The 17,791-nt window shown below is 46.8% G+C and carries 16 protein-coding genes; all 16 read left to right on the forward strand.

All coding sequences use genetic code 11. The features are described from left to right. Nucleotides 1-19 precede the first annotated feature (19 nt). The 16 genes from CWC22_RS06310 to CWC22_RS06385 all read left to right on the forward strand — a co-directional run bounded on the left by CWC22_RS06310 (nt 20) and on the right by CWC22_RS06385 (nt 17,789). Complete coding sequence (locus CWC22_RS06310) at nt 20-784, forward strand: flagellar basal body rod protein FlgF (RefSeq protein ID WP_010385603.1); 765 nt, start codon at nt 20-22, stop codon at nt 782-784. An 18-nt stretch (nt 785-802) separates the two neighbouring features. Next, a complete protein-coding gene (flgG, locus tag CWC22_RS06315) occupies nt 803-1,591 on the forward strand; it encodes a flagellar basal-body rod protein FlgG (RefSeq protein ID WP_010385605.1) in 789 nt (262 codons plus the stop codon). A 15-nt stretch (nt 1,592-1,606) separates the two neighbouring features. Next, nucleotides 1,607-2,296 carry a flagellar basal body L-ring protein FlgH gene (flgH, locus tag CWC22_RS06320; RefSeq protein WP_125563909.1) on the forward strand — a complete coding sequence of 230 codons (690 nt, stop codon included), beginning with the start codon at nt 1,607-1,609 and terminating at the stop codon, nt 2,294-2,296. 11 nt (nt 2,297-2,307) lie between these two features. Continuing rightward, nucleotides 2,308-3,402: a flagellar basal body P-ring protein FlgI gene (locus tag CWC22_RS06325; protein ID WP_125563907.1), complete on the forward strand. Its 1,095-nt coding sequence runs from the start codon at nt 2,308-2,310 to the stop codon at nt 3,400-3,402. A 102-nt stretch (nt 3,403-3,504) separates the two neighbouring features. Then, nucleotides 3,505-4,470 carry a flagellar assembly peptidoglycan hydrolase FlgJ gene (gene flgJ / locus CWC22_RS06330; protein ID WP_138538129.1) on the forward strand — a complete coding sequence of 322 codons (966 nt, stop codon included), beginning with the start codon at nt 3,505-3,507 and terminating at the stop codon, nt 4,468-4,470. A gap of 1 nt (nt 4,471) precedes the next feature. Then, nucleotides 4,472-6,484: a flagellar hook-associated protein FlgK gene (flgK, locus tag CWC22_RS06335; protein ID WP_138538130.1), complete on the forward strand. Its 2,013-nt coding sequence runs from the start codon at nt 4,472-4,474 to the stop codon at nt 6,482-6,484. A 2-nt stretch (nt 6,485-6,486) separates the two neighbouring features. Continuing rightward, a complete protein-coding gene (flgL, locus tag CWC22_RS06340; protein ID WP_138538131.1) occupies nt 6,487-7,722 on the forward strand; it encodes a flagellar hook-associated protein FlgL in 1,236 nt (411 codons plus the stop codon). Between the two features lie 379 nt (nt 7,723-8,101). Further along, entirely contained in the window at nt 8,102-9,064 is a 963-nt protein-coding gene (locus CWC22_RS06345; protein ID WP_138538132.1) for a flagellin, read from the forward strand. Between the two features lie 530 nt (nt 9,065-9,594). Next, nucleotides 9,595-10,560, forward strand: a complete 966-nt coding sequence (locus tag CWC22_RS06350) for a flagellin (protein ID WP_010385617.1) — start codon at nt 9,595-9,597, stop codon at nt 10,558-10,560. A gap of 163 nt (nt 10,561-10,723) precedes the next feature. Further along, nucleotides 10,724-11,686, forward strand: a complete 963-nt coding sequence (locus CWC22_RS06355; protein ID WP_138538133.1) for a flagellin — start codon at nt 10,724-10,726, stop codon at nt 11,684-11,686. An 82-nt stretch (nt 11,687-11,768) separates the two neighbouring features. Continuing rightward, nucleotides 11,769-12,200, forward strand: coding sequence for a flagellar protein FlaG (locus CWC22_RS06360; RefSeq protein ID WP_010385619.1), 432 nt, complete (start codon nt 11,769-11,771; stop codon nt 12,198-12,200). Nucleotides 12,201-12,224: 24 nt separating this feature from the next. Then, nucleotides 12,225-13,631 (forward strand): flagellar filament capping protein FliD, encoded by a 1,407-nt coding sequence (fliD, locus tag CWC22_RS06365; protein ID WP_138538134.1) that lies wholly within the window; start codon nt 12,225-12,227, stop codon nt 13,629-13,631. 9 nt (nt 13,632-13,640) lie between these two features. Continuing rightward, on the forward strand, nt 13,641-14,069 hold the full coding sequence (fliS, locus tag CWC22_RS06370; protein WP_010385621.1) for a flagellar export chaperone FliS: 429 nt from the start codon (nt 13,641-13,643) through the stop codon (nt 14,067-14,069). Next, a complete protein-coding gene (locus CWC22_RS06375; protein WP_230090626.1) occupies nt 14,044-14,355 on the forward strand; it encodes a hypothetical protein in 312 nt (103 codons plus the stop codon). The genes fliS and CWC22_RS06375 overlap by 26 nt, the downstream gene beginning before the upstream one ends. An 18-nt stretch (nt 14,356-14,373) precedes the next feature. Next, nucleotides 14,374-16,455, forward strand: coding sequence for a 6-hydroxymethylpterin diphosphokinase MptE-like protein (locus CWC22_RS06380; protein ID WP_138538135.1), 2,082 nt, complete (start codon nt 14,374-14,376; stop codon nt 16,453-16,455). Nucleotides 16,456-16,460: 5 nt separating this feature from the next. Beyond that, entirely contained in the window at nt 16,461-17,789 is a 1,329-nt protein-coding gene (locus tag CWC22_RS06385) for a DUF4910 domain-containing protein (protein ID WP_138538136.1), read from the forward strand. Nucleotides 17,790-17,791: the final 2 nt, after the last annotated feature.

Below are 17,791 nucleotides of genomic sequence, written 5' to 3' on the forward strand. Positions count from 1 at the left end.
CAATTTTTAGGTCGTTCCCATGGATAAAATGCTGTATGTCGCTATGTCAGGCGCCAAACAAAACCTGGTTGGTGTCGGGCTGAAGGCAAATAACCTGGCTAACGCCAATACTACCGGGTTTAAGGCTGACTTTGCACAGGCCCGTTCAATGCAGGCATTTGGCGAAGGGCTACCGACACGCGTGTTTGCGATGCAGGAGCGCCCAGGCACTATGATGACAGGTGGTGCCATTACTGAAACCGGCCGGGATCTGGACATTGCGGTAGATGAGAAATCCTGGATAAGTGTTGTAGATGCCGCAGGCGATGAGGCTTATACGAAAGTTGGCACACTGAACATCACGGCAGATGGTGCACTGGTTACCAGTCATGGTCGTCAAATAATTGGCGAAGGTGGGCCCATTATATTGCCTTTGCCAGTAGAGAAGGTGGTGTTCAGTGATGATGGCTCAATTCAGGTGCGCCCTCAGGGGGCACCTGCCAACTTTTTAGAAGTGGTCGACCGGTTAAAGATTATTAGCGCAGACAATAGCAAACTTGAAAAAGGCAATGATGGTTTGTTCAGACCAAAAGAGGAGTTGCTCGAAGACGGCGTATGTGGGTTTTGTGAAATTTCACCTACCGCCAAAGTCATGAGTGGCTATTTAGAAATGTCCAACGTGAACCCGGTTCACGAGATGGTAGACATGGTAAACCTTCAGCGTCAGTTTGAAATGCAGATGAAACTGATGAAAACAGCTGAAGAAATTGATGAGCGACACACTTCGCTCCTGCGTATCGTTTAAGAGAGTGAGGTATAGATTATGAACCCAGCATTATGGATCAGTAAAACCGGCCTAGATGCCCAGCAAACTGATATTTCGGTGATTTCGAATAACCTGGCGAATGCCAGTACTGTGGGCTATAAGAAAAGCCGCGCAATATTTGAAGACTTACTCTATCAGAATATTAACCAACCAGGCGGTCGTTCTTCTCAGGATACCGAGCTTCCATCAGGCTTGATGCTTGGCGCGGGCGCCAAGGTGGTGGCCAACCAGAAGAACTTTTCGCAAGGTAACATGCTGAGCACTGAAAACTCATTGGACTGGATGGTTCAGGGACCGGGTTTTTTCGAAATTCAGATGCCTGACGGCACCATTGCATACACGCGAAATGGCCAGTTTACCACTGATGAAGAAGGTAGGATCGTGACCTCTGGGGCAGGCTTTCCGGTGCAACCTGAAATGAATGTTCCGGATAATGCAAATTCCATCACCATTTCTCAGGATGGTGAGGTTTCTGTCAGTATTCAGGGTGAAGCTGCCAATACGGTTATCGGCCAGCTGGTAATAAGCGATTTCATTAACCCATCTGGTCTTGAACCGATTGGTCAGAACCTCTACACCGAAACTGCTGTCAGCGGAGCGCCAGTTCAGGGGAACCCGGGTGTTGAAGGGCTTGGTTCTATTGTGCAGGGGGCGCTGGAAACTTCGAACGTTAACGTTACCGAAGAGCTGGTCAATTTGATTGAAACACAACGGGTTTACGAGATGAACTCGAAAGTAATCAAGTCAGTTGATGAGATGCTTAGTTACATTAATCAGCAGCTTTAAAAGATTGGGGGTAGTATGGACAAGTTACGTACACTAGGCCTGTTTGCGGCAGGCTGTATAGCACTTAGTGGTTGTACAACAACGCAAAATAAAGATGTTAAGCGGGACGATCCTTACTACGCGCCCATGTATCCGGAAGCTGAAGCTGCGCCAGTCGTGCCAACAGGTTCGTTGTTCAACGCTTACGCCAACGATCTGTACTCAGATAAAAAGGCGCTTCGAACCGGGGATATCATTACGGTGGTGTTACGAGAGTCAACTCAGGCTTCAAAAGCGGCCAATTCTAAACTGGATAAAGATAGTGAAGTGAATGTTGATCCTATTCTGGGTTTAGGCGGCGCTGCGGTCAACTGGGGAAGCAAAAGTATTCAGTTAGATGCAGGCTCAAATTCTTCATTTCAGGGGGATGCGCAGGCCAACCAGTCGAATAGTCTTATTGGTAATATCTCGGTCAATGTGATGCGGGTGTTGCCAAATGGAAACCTGGTGATAAGAGGCGAGAAATGGCTGACACTGAATACCGGTGAAGAGTTTATCCGTCTCGAGGGGTTAGTCAGACCACAGGATGTCAACGCTGATAATACCGTGGAGTCAAACCGTATTGCCAATGCACGTATTCAGTACTCAGGTAAAGGTGATACGCAGGAAGTGCAGAGTGCAGGTTGGCTGACTAAGTTCTTTATGAGCGCCATAATGCCATTTTGAGGAAGCAAACTATGAAATTATTTAATGTGCTCGTGCTAACGATGGCACTTATTGGCAGCCAGTTTGCGCAAGCAGAGCGTATCAAAGACGTGACCATGGTTGAGGGAGTTCGTTCAAACCAACTGGTTGGTTATGGTTTGGTAGTGGGCTTACCCGGTACAGGGGAGCAAACTCGCTTTACAGAGCAAAGCTTCAAGGGCATGTTAAACAGCTTTGGTATTACTATGCCTGCCAACCTAAAGCCGAAGATCAAAAATGTGGCAGCCGTAGCCGTTCACGCAGAGTTACCAGCCTTCGTAAAGCCAGGTCAAACTATTGACGTCACGGTGTCATCTATTGGTAGTGCGGGCAGTTTGCGTGGCGGGACTTTACTGCAAACGTTTCTTAAAGGTGTAGATGGTAATGTCTATGCGATTGCTCAGGGCAGTATGATCGTGGGTGGTCTGGGTGCTGAAGGGCTAGATGGCAGCCGGGTTGTAATCAACACGCCAACAGTTGGTCGTATTCCAAATGGTGGTACAGTTGAACGTGCTGTCAGGAGCCCGTTTACCCAGGGAGATCATATTACCTTCAACCTGAATCGACCCGACTTCACAACCGCGAAGCGTCTGGCTGATACAATCAATGATCTGGTGGGCCCACAAAGCGCACAAGCAATGGATGCCGCATCCGTGCGAGTCATTGCACCTCGCGACCCTTCTCAACGCGTTGCTTACCTGTCGACTCTTGAAAACCTGGAGTTCACACCAGCGGATACCTCAGCCAAGATTATTGTTAATTCACGTACTGGTACCATAGTGATTGGCAAAGAAGTGAAACTGCAGCCTGCGGCAATAACACATGGCGGATTGACAGTGACCATTGCTGAACAAATGAATGTGTCTCAGCCGCAGCCTTTGACAGAGGGTGATACTGTGGTGACGCGTCAAAGCATTGTCGATGTTGACCAGGACGATTCGCGGGCGTTTGTATTTGACCCCGGTTCAAGCCTGGATGATTTGGTCCGTGCAATCAATGCAGTGGGTGCTGCTCCTGGCGATCTGATGGCGATACTGGAGGCATTGAAAGAAGCCGGTGCAATACATGGTCAATTAGTCGTCATTTAATGCTTCTTTTATAATCAATTAGTTAGCCCCATTTTATGGGGCTTTTTTTTGGCTCAATAATTGCATTGTAATTGGTTATGTATATTGATGTGATTTCGAGCAATGAATACTGATCCAACTCGCAACCAAAGTTTCTATGACTTAACTGATCTGAACTCGTTAAGACAGGATGCACTGAAAAGTACCGGAGACGCCAATGCCTCTGAAGAAGCGTTGCGTAAGGCGGCTCAACAGTTCGAGTCAATTTTCACTCAAATGATGTTGTCCAGCATGCGAAAGGCCAATGAGGTTCTGGAGGACAAAGATAGTCCGTTTAATTCCAGCAGCGTCAAATTTTATCGTGACATGCATGATCAGCAAATGTCTATGCAGCTCTCCAGCGAAGGGAGCTTGGGTCTCGCAGATCTGATTGTGCAGCAATTATCGCCTAACCGGGATGGGTATATGCCCAGCTCTGTACTGCGCACCGGTGCGGAGCTACAAAGCGACCGGATCGCCAATGGTGAAGCTGCACAGGTGAAAGCTGAGCAACAGCCTGAGGTGATGGAAAGTGCATCTAAAGATGTTCAATTCGATGATCCAGAGTCCTTCGTTAGCCAGCTCTGGGAGCATGCTAAGTCAGCAGCTGCCAAGATTGGTTTGAATCCAGCTGTCATGGTTGCTCAGGCTGCACTGGAAACAGGTTGGGGCAAGCACATCATTGCCCGCCAGGACGGTGAAAGCAGTTTAAACCTGTTTAACATAAAAGCCGATAAGCGTTGGCAGGGTGACAGCGCCAGTAAAATGACGCTGGAATTTGAGCAAGGTTTACCAGTGAAAAAGCAAGCGAGCTTCAGAGCGTATGATTCGCTGAAAGATAGCATCAATGATTATGTCGATTTCCTGCAGTCCAATCCTCGTTACCAAGAGGCTTTAACTAAGACAGATAATCCGGACCAATACCTGGATGCGCTGCAACAGGCAGGGTATGCAACCGATCCAGATTATGCAGAAAAAATTAAACGTGTGTTGGACAGAGGAGAATTTCAGTCCATGTTGTCAGCGTCAGTGCATCAGGGAGTAAATTAAGATGTCATTTAATCTTATGAATATTGGTACTTCCGGGGTCAGGGCCAGCTCTGAATTACTCCAGACGACCAGTAAAAACATCGCAAACCTGAATACCAAAGGTTATGTTCGCGAGCGGACTGAACACACCACTATGGTCAACAACCAGGTGGGACGTGGTGAAACCGTGCGCCTACTCAATGAGTTTGCTCAGAAGCAGCTTAATCGTGATCTTTCGAGTGAGGCTTACTACGAACAGTTTGTGACGGAAGCCACTCGGGTTGATACCTTGTTTGGTGAAGAGTCTAATAATCTGAATCAGAGCATCAACTCGTTGTTCAATAATATGCAGGAAGCGATGAATTTACCTTCCTCAACGGTTGCGCGCTCCCTGTTTTTGACGGATGCACAGAACTTAATTGATCAGATGGATCGATTATCAGGCATTGTGTTTGATCAGAGCAATATCGTAAATGAGCAATTGTCGATTTATTCTGATGAAGCCAATAACCTGATCCAGAAGATCAGTGACATGAACGCCCAAGTTGCGGCGCTCAATGGTAATAACAGCGATGGCAGCGGCAGCTCCTTGCTTAATCAACGAGATCAGGCCATCAGAGATCTGGCTGAATTGGTAGACATCGAAACCCTGGATGGCAAGAATGGTGAAAAACTCGTTTTTCTTGGCTCCGGGCAATCTTTGGTCATGGAAAATGGCAGTTTTAATCTCTTCTCAATGGATGGCGACCCCGATCCGAACCACAAAACGTTGACGCTGGATGTGACTGATGGTGCCGCTGTGGCGTTAGAGGTGGATCATGTCAGTCTTAGAGGAAAGATTGGCGGCCTGATGGCATTTCGTGATGATATTTTGGTGCCAGCACAGACTCAGCTTGGTCAAATCGGACTATCACTTGCCGATGCTTTTAACCAGCAAAACCAGCTGGGTATGGACCTGGATGGTAATCTTGGCGGTAACATATTCACGCTACCAACGGTCGGCGGATATCCGTATGAAAGCAATACCAGTACCGCACAGTTAACGGCTACGGTTGAGCCTGGTAAAGGTAAAGAAGTCCCGGCGACGGATTTCAGAGTCACTTATACCGCAGCAAACACCGTCGAAATTGCAGCGGTAGACAGTAAGGGCAATGTTCAGGGAACGCCCGTAACTGCAAACGTGATTGGCGGGGTGATAGATTCAAACTCCGTTGCGGCAGGTGTCGACATGTTTGGTTTGCAAATGAACCTGACAGGGACCGCTAATGTGGGTGACAGCTTCCTGGTTAAGCTTAACTCGGGAACTGCGGGGAATTTACAACTTGCAACTGATAGACCTGAAAGTTTAGCACTGGCTTCACCAATACGGACGGAGACTGCGGCCAGTAATGTGAGTACGGCAAACATTTCTGTAGGCTCTGTTACCAACACAGATCCTGCTACGAGTAACTTTACAGCGGCACCACCGAGCCTGACCAATGGCACAATCACACTGACTAAAACGGCAAACGCCAATGAATATCAGATTGTCGATGGCAATGGTACTAATACTTTTACCATTACACCGCCAGCTGAAAACTTGCTTGCCCAGGCGGGTGGTGCGTATGCCAGCTATGGCTTCGATTTTAATATTGAGGGGACGCCAGCGACGGGTGACACATTCACCATTGAGTTTAATACCGGCGGTTTTGATGATAACCGTAATGGCCTCGAGCTTAGTAAGTTACAAAGCGCGGAACTGGTGCGTCAGAACGTAGTGACGACTGCAACCGCAGATAATCTGAAAACCTTTAATGAAGCGTACGCCGGACTGGTAACGGAAATTGGTGTTGTGGCCAATCAGGCCAAAACCAATGGTGCGGCTTACGAAGCACTGGCAGCCCAATCTGAAGCTTGGTATGAATCTATGGCGGGCGTTAACCTGGATGAAGAAGCGGCAAACTTGCTGCGTTTTCAACAATCTTACTCAGCAGCGGCACAAGTACTTACTGCAGCAAGAACTGTGTTTGAAACCTTATTAAGTGCGGCGAGGTAATTATGCGTTTATCTCAAAATATGATGTATCAGAATAACCTGAACTCAATTCTCGATAGTCAGCAAGATGTGAATAAAGCCATGCAGCAGGTCAATACGCAAAAGCGTGTTTTGACTGCATCAGATGATCCTTCTGCAATGGCGCGGGCCTTATTGTACACAGATAGGATCCAGACCAATGAACAGTACACAAAAAATCTGACCATGCTTAAAGGTCGTCTGGATACACAAGAGGGTGTGCTGGATAACATTAAAGACTCATTAACGCGTGCTTTGACCCTGACCGTTCAGGCCGGTAATGGCTCTTTGGTTGATGTCGACAGAGCATCGTTGTCTGAAGAGCTAAGCGCTATCCAAACGGCAGTGCACGATTTGATGAATGCGAAAACGGAAGATGGCCGATACATTTTTTCCGGTTATCAGGATAACACAGAAGCCTATTCGTACAACAGTACACAACAGCGTTATCAATACAACGGTGATCAGGGGCAGCATAAAATTAAGGTTGCCGAAGGGGTTGAAATTAAATCCAGTGATAATGGGTTTGATGTTTTTGAGAGCGTACCAACACGGCTCAATGTGGCCTCCAATACTGCGACTGTGTCGGGGGGGGTCGTGAGCTCGGATGTGTATGTAACCAAACAGGGACCATTTGACCAATTTCATCAAGCCAATTATAACCCGGACCCAACAGCGCCAGCCGGCTCGAATACATTTAGTCTGGTACTTACAGCGGGAACACCTAATACCTATTCCTTACAGCAAGGTGCAACGGTATTGGCAACGGGTAGCTATGAAGAAAATCACATCGAGGTTGAAGGAATGGAGTTCAGCTTTACGGGGAATGCGCCCGCGCAGATTGACTTTGATCTTGAAGCACCAGAGCGAGATAACGTACTCAATATGCTGGATGACCTGGTTACGGCATTGAATGATACGACACTCAGTGAAAAAGATTATCGCCAGGTACTGGCTGATTCGATGATTGGTATAGATAACGCAAAAAACCGCGTTTCACAGACTCAGTCTGGTCTGGGGGGCAGGCTCAACACCGCAACGCGTATCACCGATGCGAATGCTGATCTGGATATTAACAATAAGATTGCAAAAGCAGAGCTGGTTGAGCTGGATATGGCCGAAGCCATTACCGATCTGACCAAACATGAAACTGCACTTCAGGCATCGCAGGCCACCTTTGGCCGGTTGTCTAATCTATCTCTACTCGACTACATCAGGTAATCCGTCCTGGAAGCGGCTTTTAGGGTTTACCCCTACCGCTTCCATTTTCCCTCTCTTTTATTCAATTTAGATTCTAACCTGCTCACTTTTATAGACTTTGTTGCAGTGCTTCAGATTTATCTGGGTAGTTTAGGGTGGCAATTTATTTCCCACTTTATGCCACTTTAGAAATTAAAAATCTTTAATAAACATATGGATGAGATTTTTTTAGAAAAATTTCTAAAGTATTTTTGCCGCTGCCCGATAACTTAAGTAACCAAGCCGGAGAGTGAAAACAAACCTCGAAGGCTATGAGAGAAAGTTTTAGAAGTTTGAGAGTGGGCACTTACAGAGTAAGCACTCAAAGAGTAAGCACTCAGATTATAGTGGGAGAATCACCATGGCACTTTATGTAAATACTAACGTAAGTTCATTGAATGCTCAAAGACAATTAAACAATTCAGGCAACTCGCTGGATGTTTCCTTCAAGCGTTTATCATCGGGCTTTCGTATCAACAGCGCTGCTGACGATGCAGCAGGTCTACAAATTTCAGACCGTTTGACTTCACAAATCAACGGTTTAAACCAAGGTAACCGAAACGCAAACGACGGTATCTCGCTAGCGCAAACCGCTGAAGGTGCGATGGACGAAGTTACCTCAATGTTCCAGCGTATTCGTACCCTGGCACAACAGGCATCAAACGGTTCAAACACAGACGAAGACCGTTTGGCAATCCAGGAAGAAATCCGTTCACTGTCTTCAGAAGTGAACCGGGTAGCAGCAGATACAACCTTTGGTGGTCAAAACCTACTGGACGGTTCTTACTCTGCAAACTTCCAGGTTGGTGCTGATGCAGTACAAACCATCGGCTTCAGTATGCAAAATGTTGCCGGTACGGCCAACGACATGCAGGCAAACGGCGGTTTCACACTATCAGGTATCGCAGGTATTGCAAGTGGCGTAACTGGTGTTGCACTGAGTGCGACTACAGCTACCATCAGTACAAACATTGGCACTGAAGCGGATGCAAAAGTATTCTCTAACGTATTCACTGAAACAGGTATTTCGGTATCATCTCAGGCAAATGCGCAGGCAGTACTAGCTGGTATGGATAACCTGATTGCGGTTGTTGATAAGAAACGTGCAGAATTAGGTGCGGTACAAAACCGCTTCCAGTCTACGATTCGTAACCAGTCGAACGTTTCTGAGAACCTGTCAGCTGCGAAATCACGTATCAAAGATACTGACTTTGCTCAGGAAACTGCAAGCTTGACTAAAATGCAGATTCTGCAACAGGCGAGCCAGACAATCCTGAGTCAGGCTAACCAGCGTCCTCAGGCTGCACTAAGTCTACTGGGATAAGTTAGGTAGGAAAACAGGTGCCCGGACTTGATGGGGTATTAGCCAGGGCACCCAATTGGATGATAAAGCGGAGGAGCTTAAATCCAATTACAGTTCATCAAAACAATGAACACGTTAATATTAGCACTTTCCGTGCCAATATTATGAAAAAATATTGACACCCACTCTCAAACTTCAAAAAAAGAGGCTGCCAGGCCTCTTTTTCTTTATATTTATTATTCAGATACGTGGGGTGGTTTGTGGTATAACACCGTTCAATACATCTGAAAGGCCCTTCCTTACAGGCATTACACTGATGTTAGCTTTATATAGAGTATAGTTCAGTTCACGATATTACGATTCCCTGGCACGACATTCACTTTGTCAAAATTTGTTGGCACACACTTTGCTTTATTCATTCCAGAAGAAATTTAGTTTGTACAAGCGGCATTGGATTGCCCCTTCACTGAGCCCCGGCCAGTGATAACAATTGCCTCCTTGTACGCCAATGAACAGCTCAATGCTGAGCATTTGTATAGAGAGAGTGAATCATGGCTTTATTTGTAAATACCAATGTCAGTTCCATTAATGCGCAACGACAACTACAAAATTCCGGTGTTGAGCTGGATACGTCCTTCAAACGCCTATCTTCTGGTCTGCGGATCAACAGTGCGGCAGACGATGCAGCAGGTTTGCAAATCTCGGACCGACTACAATCGCAGATCCTGGGTCTTAATCAGGGTAATCGAAATGCTAACGATGGTATTTCACTTGCCCAGACAGCGGAAGGGGCAATGGATGAAATTACCTCTATGTTCCAGCGGATCCGGACCTTGTCACAACAAGCAGCGAACGGCTCGAATACGGATGAGGACCGTCTGGCAATTCAGGAAGAAATTCGTCAGCTGGCGGCAGAAGTAAATCGGGTTGCAAGTGATACCACGTTTGGTGGTCAAAACCTGCTAGACGGCTCGTACTCGGCTAATTTCCAGGTAGGTGCCGATGCGGTACAAACCATTGGCTTTAGTATGCAGTATGTGGGTGCTACAACTAACTCTATGGCTGATAATGGTGGCTTTACCCTGTCAGGTGTGGCGGGTGTTGCTAGTGGAGTATCGGGCGCTGCACTGAGTGCGACGACAGCAACCATCAGTACAAATATTGGTACTGAAGCGGATGCCAAAGTGTTTTCAAACGTCTACACAGCAGCTGGTATATCAGTGTCATCGCAGGCCAATGCTCAGGCTGTTATGGCAGGTATGGATGCTCTGATTGCGGTTGTAGATAAAAAGCGGGCTGAGCTGGGTGCGGTACAAAACCGATTCCAGTCGACAATCCGAAACCAGGCCAATATTTCAGAGAACCTGGCTGCTGCAAAATCTCGGATCAAAGATGCGGACTTTGCGATGGAAACAGCTAAACTAACTAAAAACCAGATCCTACAGCAGGCCAGCCAGACTATACTAGGTCAGGCAAACCAGCGTCCGCAGGCGGCTCTGAGCCTATTACAGGGTTAATAACACAAAAAAAATAAAATAATTTGCAAATAAGGCTAAAGCTTTCGCTTTATCAGTCGATAGCGGACTTAGAGAACTATAAATCTAGGACTCTAAATCATCGCTGCTGGCAGGGTAGGGGTATCCCGTCTCAGCGAGTTATATTGATAAAGCGGAGGCTATTATGGCTTTATATGTAAATACCAATGTGAGTTCATTGAACGCACAGCGGCAATTAAATAAATCCTCAGGAGCGTTAGATACGTCTTTCCAACGCTTATCATCGGGTTTGCGCATTAACAGTGCAAAAGACGATGCTGCAGGTATGCAAATCACCAACCGTCTAAACGGTCAAATCAATGGTCTGAATCAAGGTATCCGAAACGCGAACGATGGTATCTCACTAGCGCAAACCGCAGAAGGTGCGCTGGACGAAACCACTCAGATGTTCCAACGGATCAGAACACTTGCGCAACAGGCATCTAACGGTTCAAACACCGATGAAGACAGACTGGCACTGCAAGAAGAAATTCGCTCTCTTTCACAGGAAGTAAACCGCGTTGCAGCTGACACCACCTTCGGTGGTCAGAACCTGCTTGACGGTACATACGACGCGAACTTCCAGGTAGGTGCCGACGCAGTACAAACCATCGGCTTTAGTATGCAAAACGTTGCTGCTACAACCAACGACCTGCAAGCCAACGGTGGGTTTACCTTGTCTGGTATTGCGGGAATTGCCAGTGGTGTAACCGGAGTGGCACTGAGTACCACCACAGAGACCATCAGTACGACGGTAGGCGCAGCTGCGGATGCTAAAGTGTTCTCCGATGTGTTCACTGAGGCGGGAATTTCGGTGTCTTCACAGGCCAATGCACAGGCAGTACTGGCTGGTATGGACAATCTGATTGCGGTTGTAGATAAAAAACGTGCGGAGCTGGGTGCGGTGCAAAACCGATTCCAGTCAACCATTCGTAACCAGTCAAATGTTGCGGAAAACCTGACTGCTGCACGTTCTCGTATTCAGGACACCGACTTTGCTGCAGAAACGGCGAGTTTGACCAAGATGCAGATCCTGCAACAGGCAAGTAGTTCAATCCTGAGTCAGGCTAACCAGCGTCCTCAGGTCGCCCTGTCGCTCTTAGGCTAATAACAGTGTAACGTCAAGTTTGCATGAGAAATCGCGAAACTTGGCGTATACTTACAGTTAGACTAGAGATTGGAGGTGTATTGTGAAAGAGATTCAGGCAACATTAGGGCTTGGTTCGAATAATGCGGTGCTCACTCCTGGTCAAATTAAGCCTGAGGAAAGTGCAGAGACGCTTCGGGCTGTGGAAAAGTTAACCAAGTTGGTTGATAACCCCTCAGTGCGGGCTCAGGACAAGCAAAAGGAAGAAGCTGACCCTGATGCACAGGACAAATTATTCGCCCAGGTGAAATCTGATCTGGCAAAGCTGAATGACTTTATACCGGTCACGGCAACTAATTTGTCGTTTGAGTTTGATGATAAAGGCAATCCGCCTTTCATCAGAGTCATCGACAAAGGCAATGATGAAGTGATCCGGGAAATTCCCTCAGAGGAATTTCGCGAAGTTGCTAAGGCTTTGGAGGAATTTGCCGATAAAGTATCAGGAAAAGGTTTGCTGTTTGACAGGACAGCATAAATGAAAGTGAATTGGAGGTAGCAAATGCCACTTATAACGTCTGCAGGCGTCGGCTCAGGTCTGGACTTGGAGAGTATTATTAAAGCATCGGTTGATGCCGAAAATATTCCCAAGATGCAGGCCTTCGTCAAGAAAGAAGAGTCTTTGAAAGTAGAGCTCTCTGCCTTGGGCGAGGTTAAGTCTGCTATCTCCAAACTCAATGACACAGTTAAAAAGCTAGCTGACCCTGAAAACTTCGGTAAAAGGGTCGCTAATATCACGCAGCCAACATCTGGTGACATCATCAGTGTGACGCCGACTTCAGAAATTTCAGTTGGTAACTTTGATATTGCCGTCAAACAATTGGCACAGGGGAGCCGTGCCGTTTCGGCAGATGGTGCTTACACGTCAATTGACGATGTTGTGAGTGCCACCGGAGGTACGTTAACGTTTGGCGCCGGGGCCGATAATAATTTCACGCTGGATGTGACAGCGGGTATGACGCTGGGTGAATTACGAGACGCGATAAACGCGTCTGAAACAAACTTTGGCGTGACAGCCAACATAGTAAACACCGGTACAGCAGCAGGGTCAAAGTTGATATTGACATCCAATGTTAGTGGTACAGGCAATGACCTTACCGTGACGAATGACAATGCAGAGCTGGATAAAGTATCGATTGGTACCACTGGCGGGATGACCATTGCCACAGACGATGCTGCGCGTAACTCAATCATCACGGTTGATGGTTTGGAAATACAAAGCGATACCAACACCTTTAAAGACGCGGTTCAGGACATGACTATCAAGGCGTTGGCAAAGAGTGAAGGGAACGATACCGATGGCTATGATACGGCGAGTCTCAATGTCGACTATGACAGAGACTCAGTGAATACGCTGATTGATGAGTTTATCTCGAACTATAACAACCTGATTGGGAATATCGGTTTTCAGACTCGGATTGGTAAACCGCTAAACGGCGATTCATCGATGCGGACGCTTAGTGACCAGTTGATTACTACCTTATCCACTAACCTAACCGATGCGGGTCCATTTGAAACCATATTCGATATCGGTTTAGGGGTAGACAATGATGGTTACCTTGAAAAATCGTCGTTAGTACGTAGTCTTAATGATGCAATGGATAGTAACTTCGATGATATTGGCACAGCGTTTGCAGGAGATAATGGTGTCGCCAAGCAGCTAGAGTCGTTGCTTGACAATTATGCAAGCTCGAGCGGTTTGATTAAAGATCGAGAAGATGGTTTGAACGGCCAGCTCAGCGATTTAGAAGACGATGTGGAGAATCACGAATTTCGCATGGCGTCTTTAGAAGAGAGATTACGAAAGCAGTATGCGGGGCTGGATGTATTGATTGCCCAGATGCAGCAAACGCAATCTTATTTGGGCGCTCAGCTCGCGAATTTGCCAGGGTTCACCAAGTCTAAGTAAGGAGCCATTATGTACAACGCAAGAGTTAAAAATTATCAGAAAGAAGCACTGAAAACGCGTGTAGCCGGTGCTGATCGGTACGAAATTATTCAAATGCTAATGGCTGGCGCAGTAGAGAAAATGGTACTAGCCAAAGTCTCAATTGAAAAGCGTCACCTGGAAGCAAAAGCAGAGCATATTTCAAAAGCCTCTGCGATTTTAGAAGCACTTCGTGGCTGCCTGGATTTTGAAGTAGGCGGAGAAGTGACCGAGAATTTATACGCTTTGTATTCTTACATGATAGACCGGCTACTGGATGCAAGCATTCAGAATGATCCAGCGATCATTGACGAAGTGTCAAATCTGTTAAAGGAAATTAAATCAGCCTGGGATGCTATCCCTGTCGACGTTCGTCAGCAGACATTGAATGACAATGGCGCTGATGCTAATGTCGGTTAACTTTGCGGATATAGAAGCATCTTTAGAAGCGGTAGATGCGGCTTGCCAGGCCGGCGAGCTTGAGGAGGCGCAGCGCCTTTTTAAACAGTTTGACGAACAACTCCGCTCAACATTAACAAGTGACATGCTAGCTGAATCAGAAACAATTCAGCAGGCAGCGTTGACGCTTTTTAACCATATCCAGACACTCACCGCCACACTACAGCAAAATAAAACGACAGTCGCAAAAGAGCTGTCGCAGTTTGTTGGTAACCAAAAAAAGATCAAAGCGTATAAAAGTACTTAATACGACATTGGCTGATGTATGAACAAAGACCCCATATCACAACAACTAGAGTCCCTCAGCGAAAAACTCTCCGAAACAACAGCGCACCAGGCTCGCGAGGCGAAATTCGCAGAAGAAGCTAACGTGCGTTTCAGCAAAAACCTGCAAAGTTTTGAGAAATACTATCCAGATATTGCTAAGGCCATTAACAATCACAGTGTTAGAGAGGAGTTTTGTCTCCATGTGACCACGTCAGGTCATGGTAACTTCGTCCCCAAAGACAGCGATGCGCCCATTTATTCTCAGTCGCCGATAGAGCAAACCACAGAGCAGGTTGAACGACAGCTTCGCAAGCCCGTTTTGAGCCTGACCGATTATACTGGGTACGGCGAACATCAGGAAGATGAGCGTTTGCATGTTCGCTACATGACTGAGCTGACGAAGCTCATGATCGATATCCGCGAACAAGGGGCTGCCCCGCTCAGCACCATGCCTGAGCATTTTCCCAGTGCCATTATTTTCGGCATTGGTCTGGGCTATCATGTGCCATTGTTGCTTGAGCGAACCCAGTTCGATTACATCTTTCTGATTGAACCTGATTTTGAGCAGTTTTTTGCCAGCCTGTTTTGTACTGACTGGTTCCAGATTATTGCCGATATCGATGAACAGGGTGGGTGTTTATTCTTCCATTTAGGGATAGATCACAGTTTATTTATTCAGGACGTAGAGAAAGTAGCCGAAGACGTAGGGGCATTTGCCCTGGTGCGTAGCTTTTGCTATCAACATACTCCAGGAAAAGAGCTTAATACACTGATAAAACAGTGGATTAAGGATTATTTTCGCTTCCAGTTTGGACATGGCTTTTATAATGACGCCGTGACAGGCCTGGCACATGGTATCCATCATATCCGTAATCAGGCTGCCTGGCTTACCAAAGAAGCCCAAGATCTGAACAAGGATACGCCTGTATTCATCATTGGTAATGGACCGTCACTGGACGAAGCTGAGGCGTTTATCAAGCGCAATCACAAAAAGGCCATTATTATTGCTGCGGGCACCTCTATTGCGACCCTGTACAAAAAGGGGATCCCGGTTGATTTTCATGTACTTGTCGAGCGGCCTTATTCCAACTACAAGATCTTTGGTGAAATAGTGCCACCGGAGGTGTATGCCAATACTAATTTGGTTGGTCTGAGCACGCTATACCCTGATACAAACCATAGATATAAATGGTCTGGCATTGCCGCAAAAGGCTCAGAAGCAGGCACGTCTCTGCTAGATATATTGGCCTTACAACATCTTTCTCAGACCTTACCTAAGATCCCATATAGTAACCCGGTCGTTGCAAATGCAGCGTTATCGTTCGTGTTATATCTGGGATTTCGTAACGTGTATCTGTTTGGAGTGGATAATGGCAAGGCGCCGGGTGGTGCACATCACAGCAAAGACAGCATCTACCGGGCACGAAATGACGACACCGAGGGGGAAGGCTTTTACCACCTCGAGATAGAAGGACACTCGTTACCTGGCAATTTTGGTGGCCATGTTCTGTCGAATGACCTGTTTATGATAGCCCATGCTCAGCTGGAAAAATTGCTGAGATATTATGATGTAACGACATGCCTCAATGTGGGGAGCGGTGCAAAAATTGATAAGGCGATGGCAGTACATGCAGAAGATCTGCTCGATATTGAAGGTCACTATGATATTGAAACCACGGTTGAGCAGATAAAAGCAGAGTGCTTTAGTACATTCCCGCTTGACGATGTTAGCGAAGAGGCCATTGCGCTGGATGGGCTAAAAGAACTGACCGAGCATATTTGCAGTATTGCTGCAGAGCCTGTTACAAGTCGCCAAGAAGCTGCTGATCAACTCAGACGTCAAGCGCGCTATTTGTACGCTTACAAGCAGTCGAAATGGGGCCACTTATTTCACGTAATTCGAGGGTCGTTGCTGTATTATCATTGCCCGTTGATAACGCTGTTATATACCTATGAAGACGAAGCATTTTGTCTTGAACAATATCAACGATTAAATCAGCTTTGGATGAACTATATCAAAGAAATCTATACACATTTTTGTGATCATTACACTGAGAAGTGTGATCTGGGACTGGAGTAACTCAAGTGTCGTATCAAGAAACAGAAGCGTTTTTTAATGACCTTTACGATGAGCTGTTTCCTATCCTCAGATCGATCACCGGTCCCGGGCTGAGGCAAAGCTACGATATTTTTGGTCGATACCTGCCTCTGGAGCGACTCTCAATTCCTTCCGGAACCGCGCTGTTTGACTGGCAGGTTCCGCAGGAGTGGCATTGTGATGAGGCATATTTACTCGGTCCAGATGGTGAGCGCATAGCGGATATGCACAGACTTAACCTGGAAGTTGTCAACTATTCTGAGCCGGTGGACACCACACTGTCTCTGGAAGAATTGCAATCTCATTTGTACAGTTTGCCTGAGTTACCCGAAGCCGTCCCTTATGTCACCAGTTACTATAAAAAGCGCTGGGGATTTTGTCTTAGCCAGACACGTCGTGATCAGCTCAAACCGGGTCAATATCGCGCGGTGATCAAGAGCCGCTTTGTAGACGGACACCTGGATATAGCTCAAACCGTCCTTGAAGGACAGTCAAAGCAGGAGGTGTTACTTAGCTCCTACCTGTGTCATCCCTCAATGGCGAACAATGAACTGAGTGGGCCACTGGTATTACTGGGCCTTTATCACAGGATAAAACAGTGGCCTAATCGCCGCTATACATATCGATTTATGCTGCACCCGGAAACCATAGGGAGCCTGGGGGTGCTGCATTTGATGCAGGAGCATTTTCGCCAAAACTTGGTGTCAGGATTGGTATTGAACTGTTTAGGGGGAGACCCTCTGGAGCTGGTGTTTAAACATAGCCGTAATGACAACGGGTTACTAGATAAACTCTTGTATCACCTGAGTGAACAAGGTCATGGCCATAGTAATATCCCTTTTAGTCCGCTCAGTGGCTCTGATGAGCGCCAGTATAATGCGCCCGGTTTCCAGTTCCCCGTATGCTGTGTGAGCCGCAGTTTTCATACTGGTTATAAGGAATATCACACCTCATTGGATAATAAATCGTATATGGGGATCAAACCACTGCTGGATAGCATTGATAAGCTTGAAAAGATTTTCCTGGCGTTTGAGCAAAGTGCGCGCTTTGAAAATACCCACCCCTACGGTGAGCCTAATCTGGGGAGTCGGGGCTTGTACCCGACGTTGAGCTTTTTCAGTGAAGAGCGGACTCGTCAGCTGGATGAGCTGAATCATATTAAGATGCTGCTGTGTTACAGCGATGGGCAACATGACACCATAGACATCGCGGGTAAGTACAATCAATCTGTCACGGAATTTGCAGGTGCAATCAGTAAACTGGAGGCGCATGGTTTGTTAAAAATGTTGCCACCCCAGAGTCAGTTGGAGGCGTAGTT

Origin of the sequence: Pseudoalteromonas rubra (assembly GCF_005886805.2) — a bacterium.
GTDB classification, from domain to species: Bacteria; Pseudomonadota; Gammaproteobacteria; order Enterobacterales; family Alteromonadaceae; genus Pseudoalteromonas; species Pseudoalteromonas rubra_D.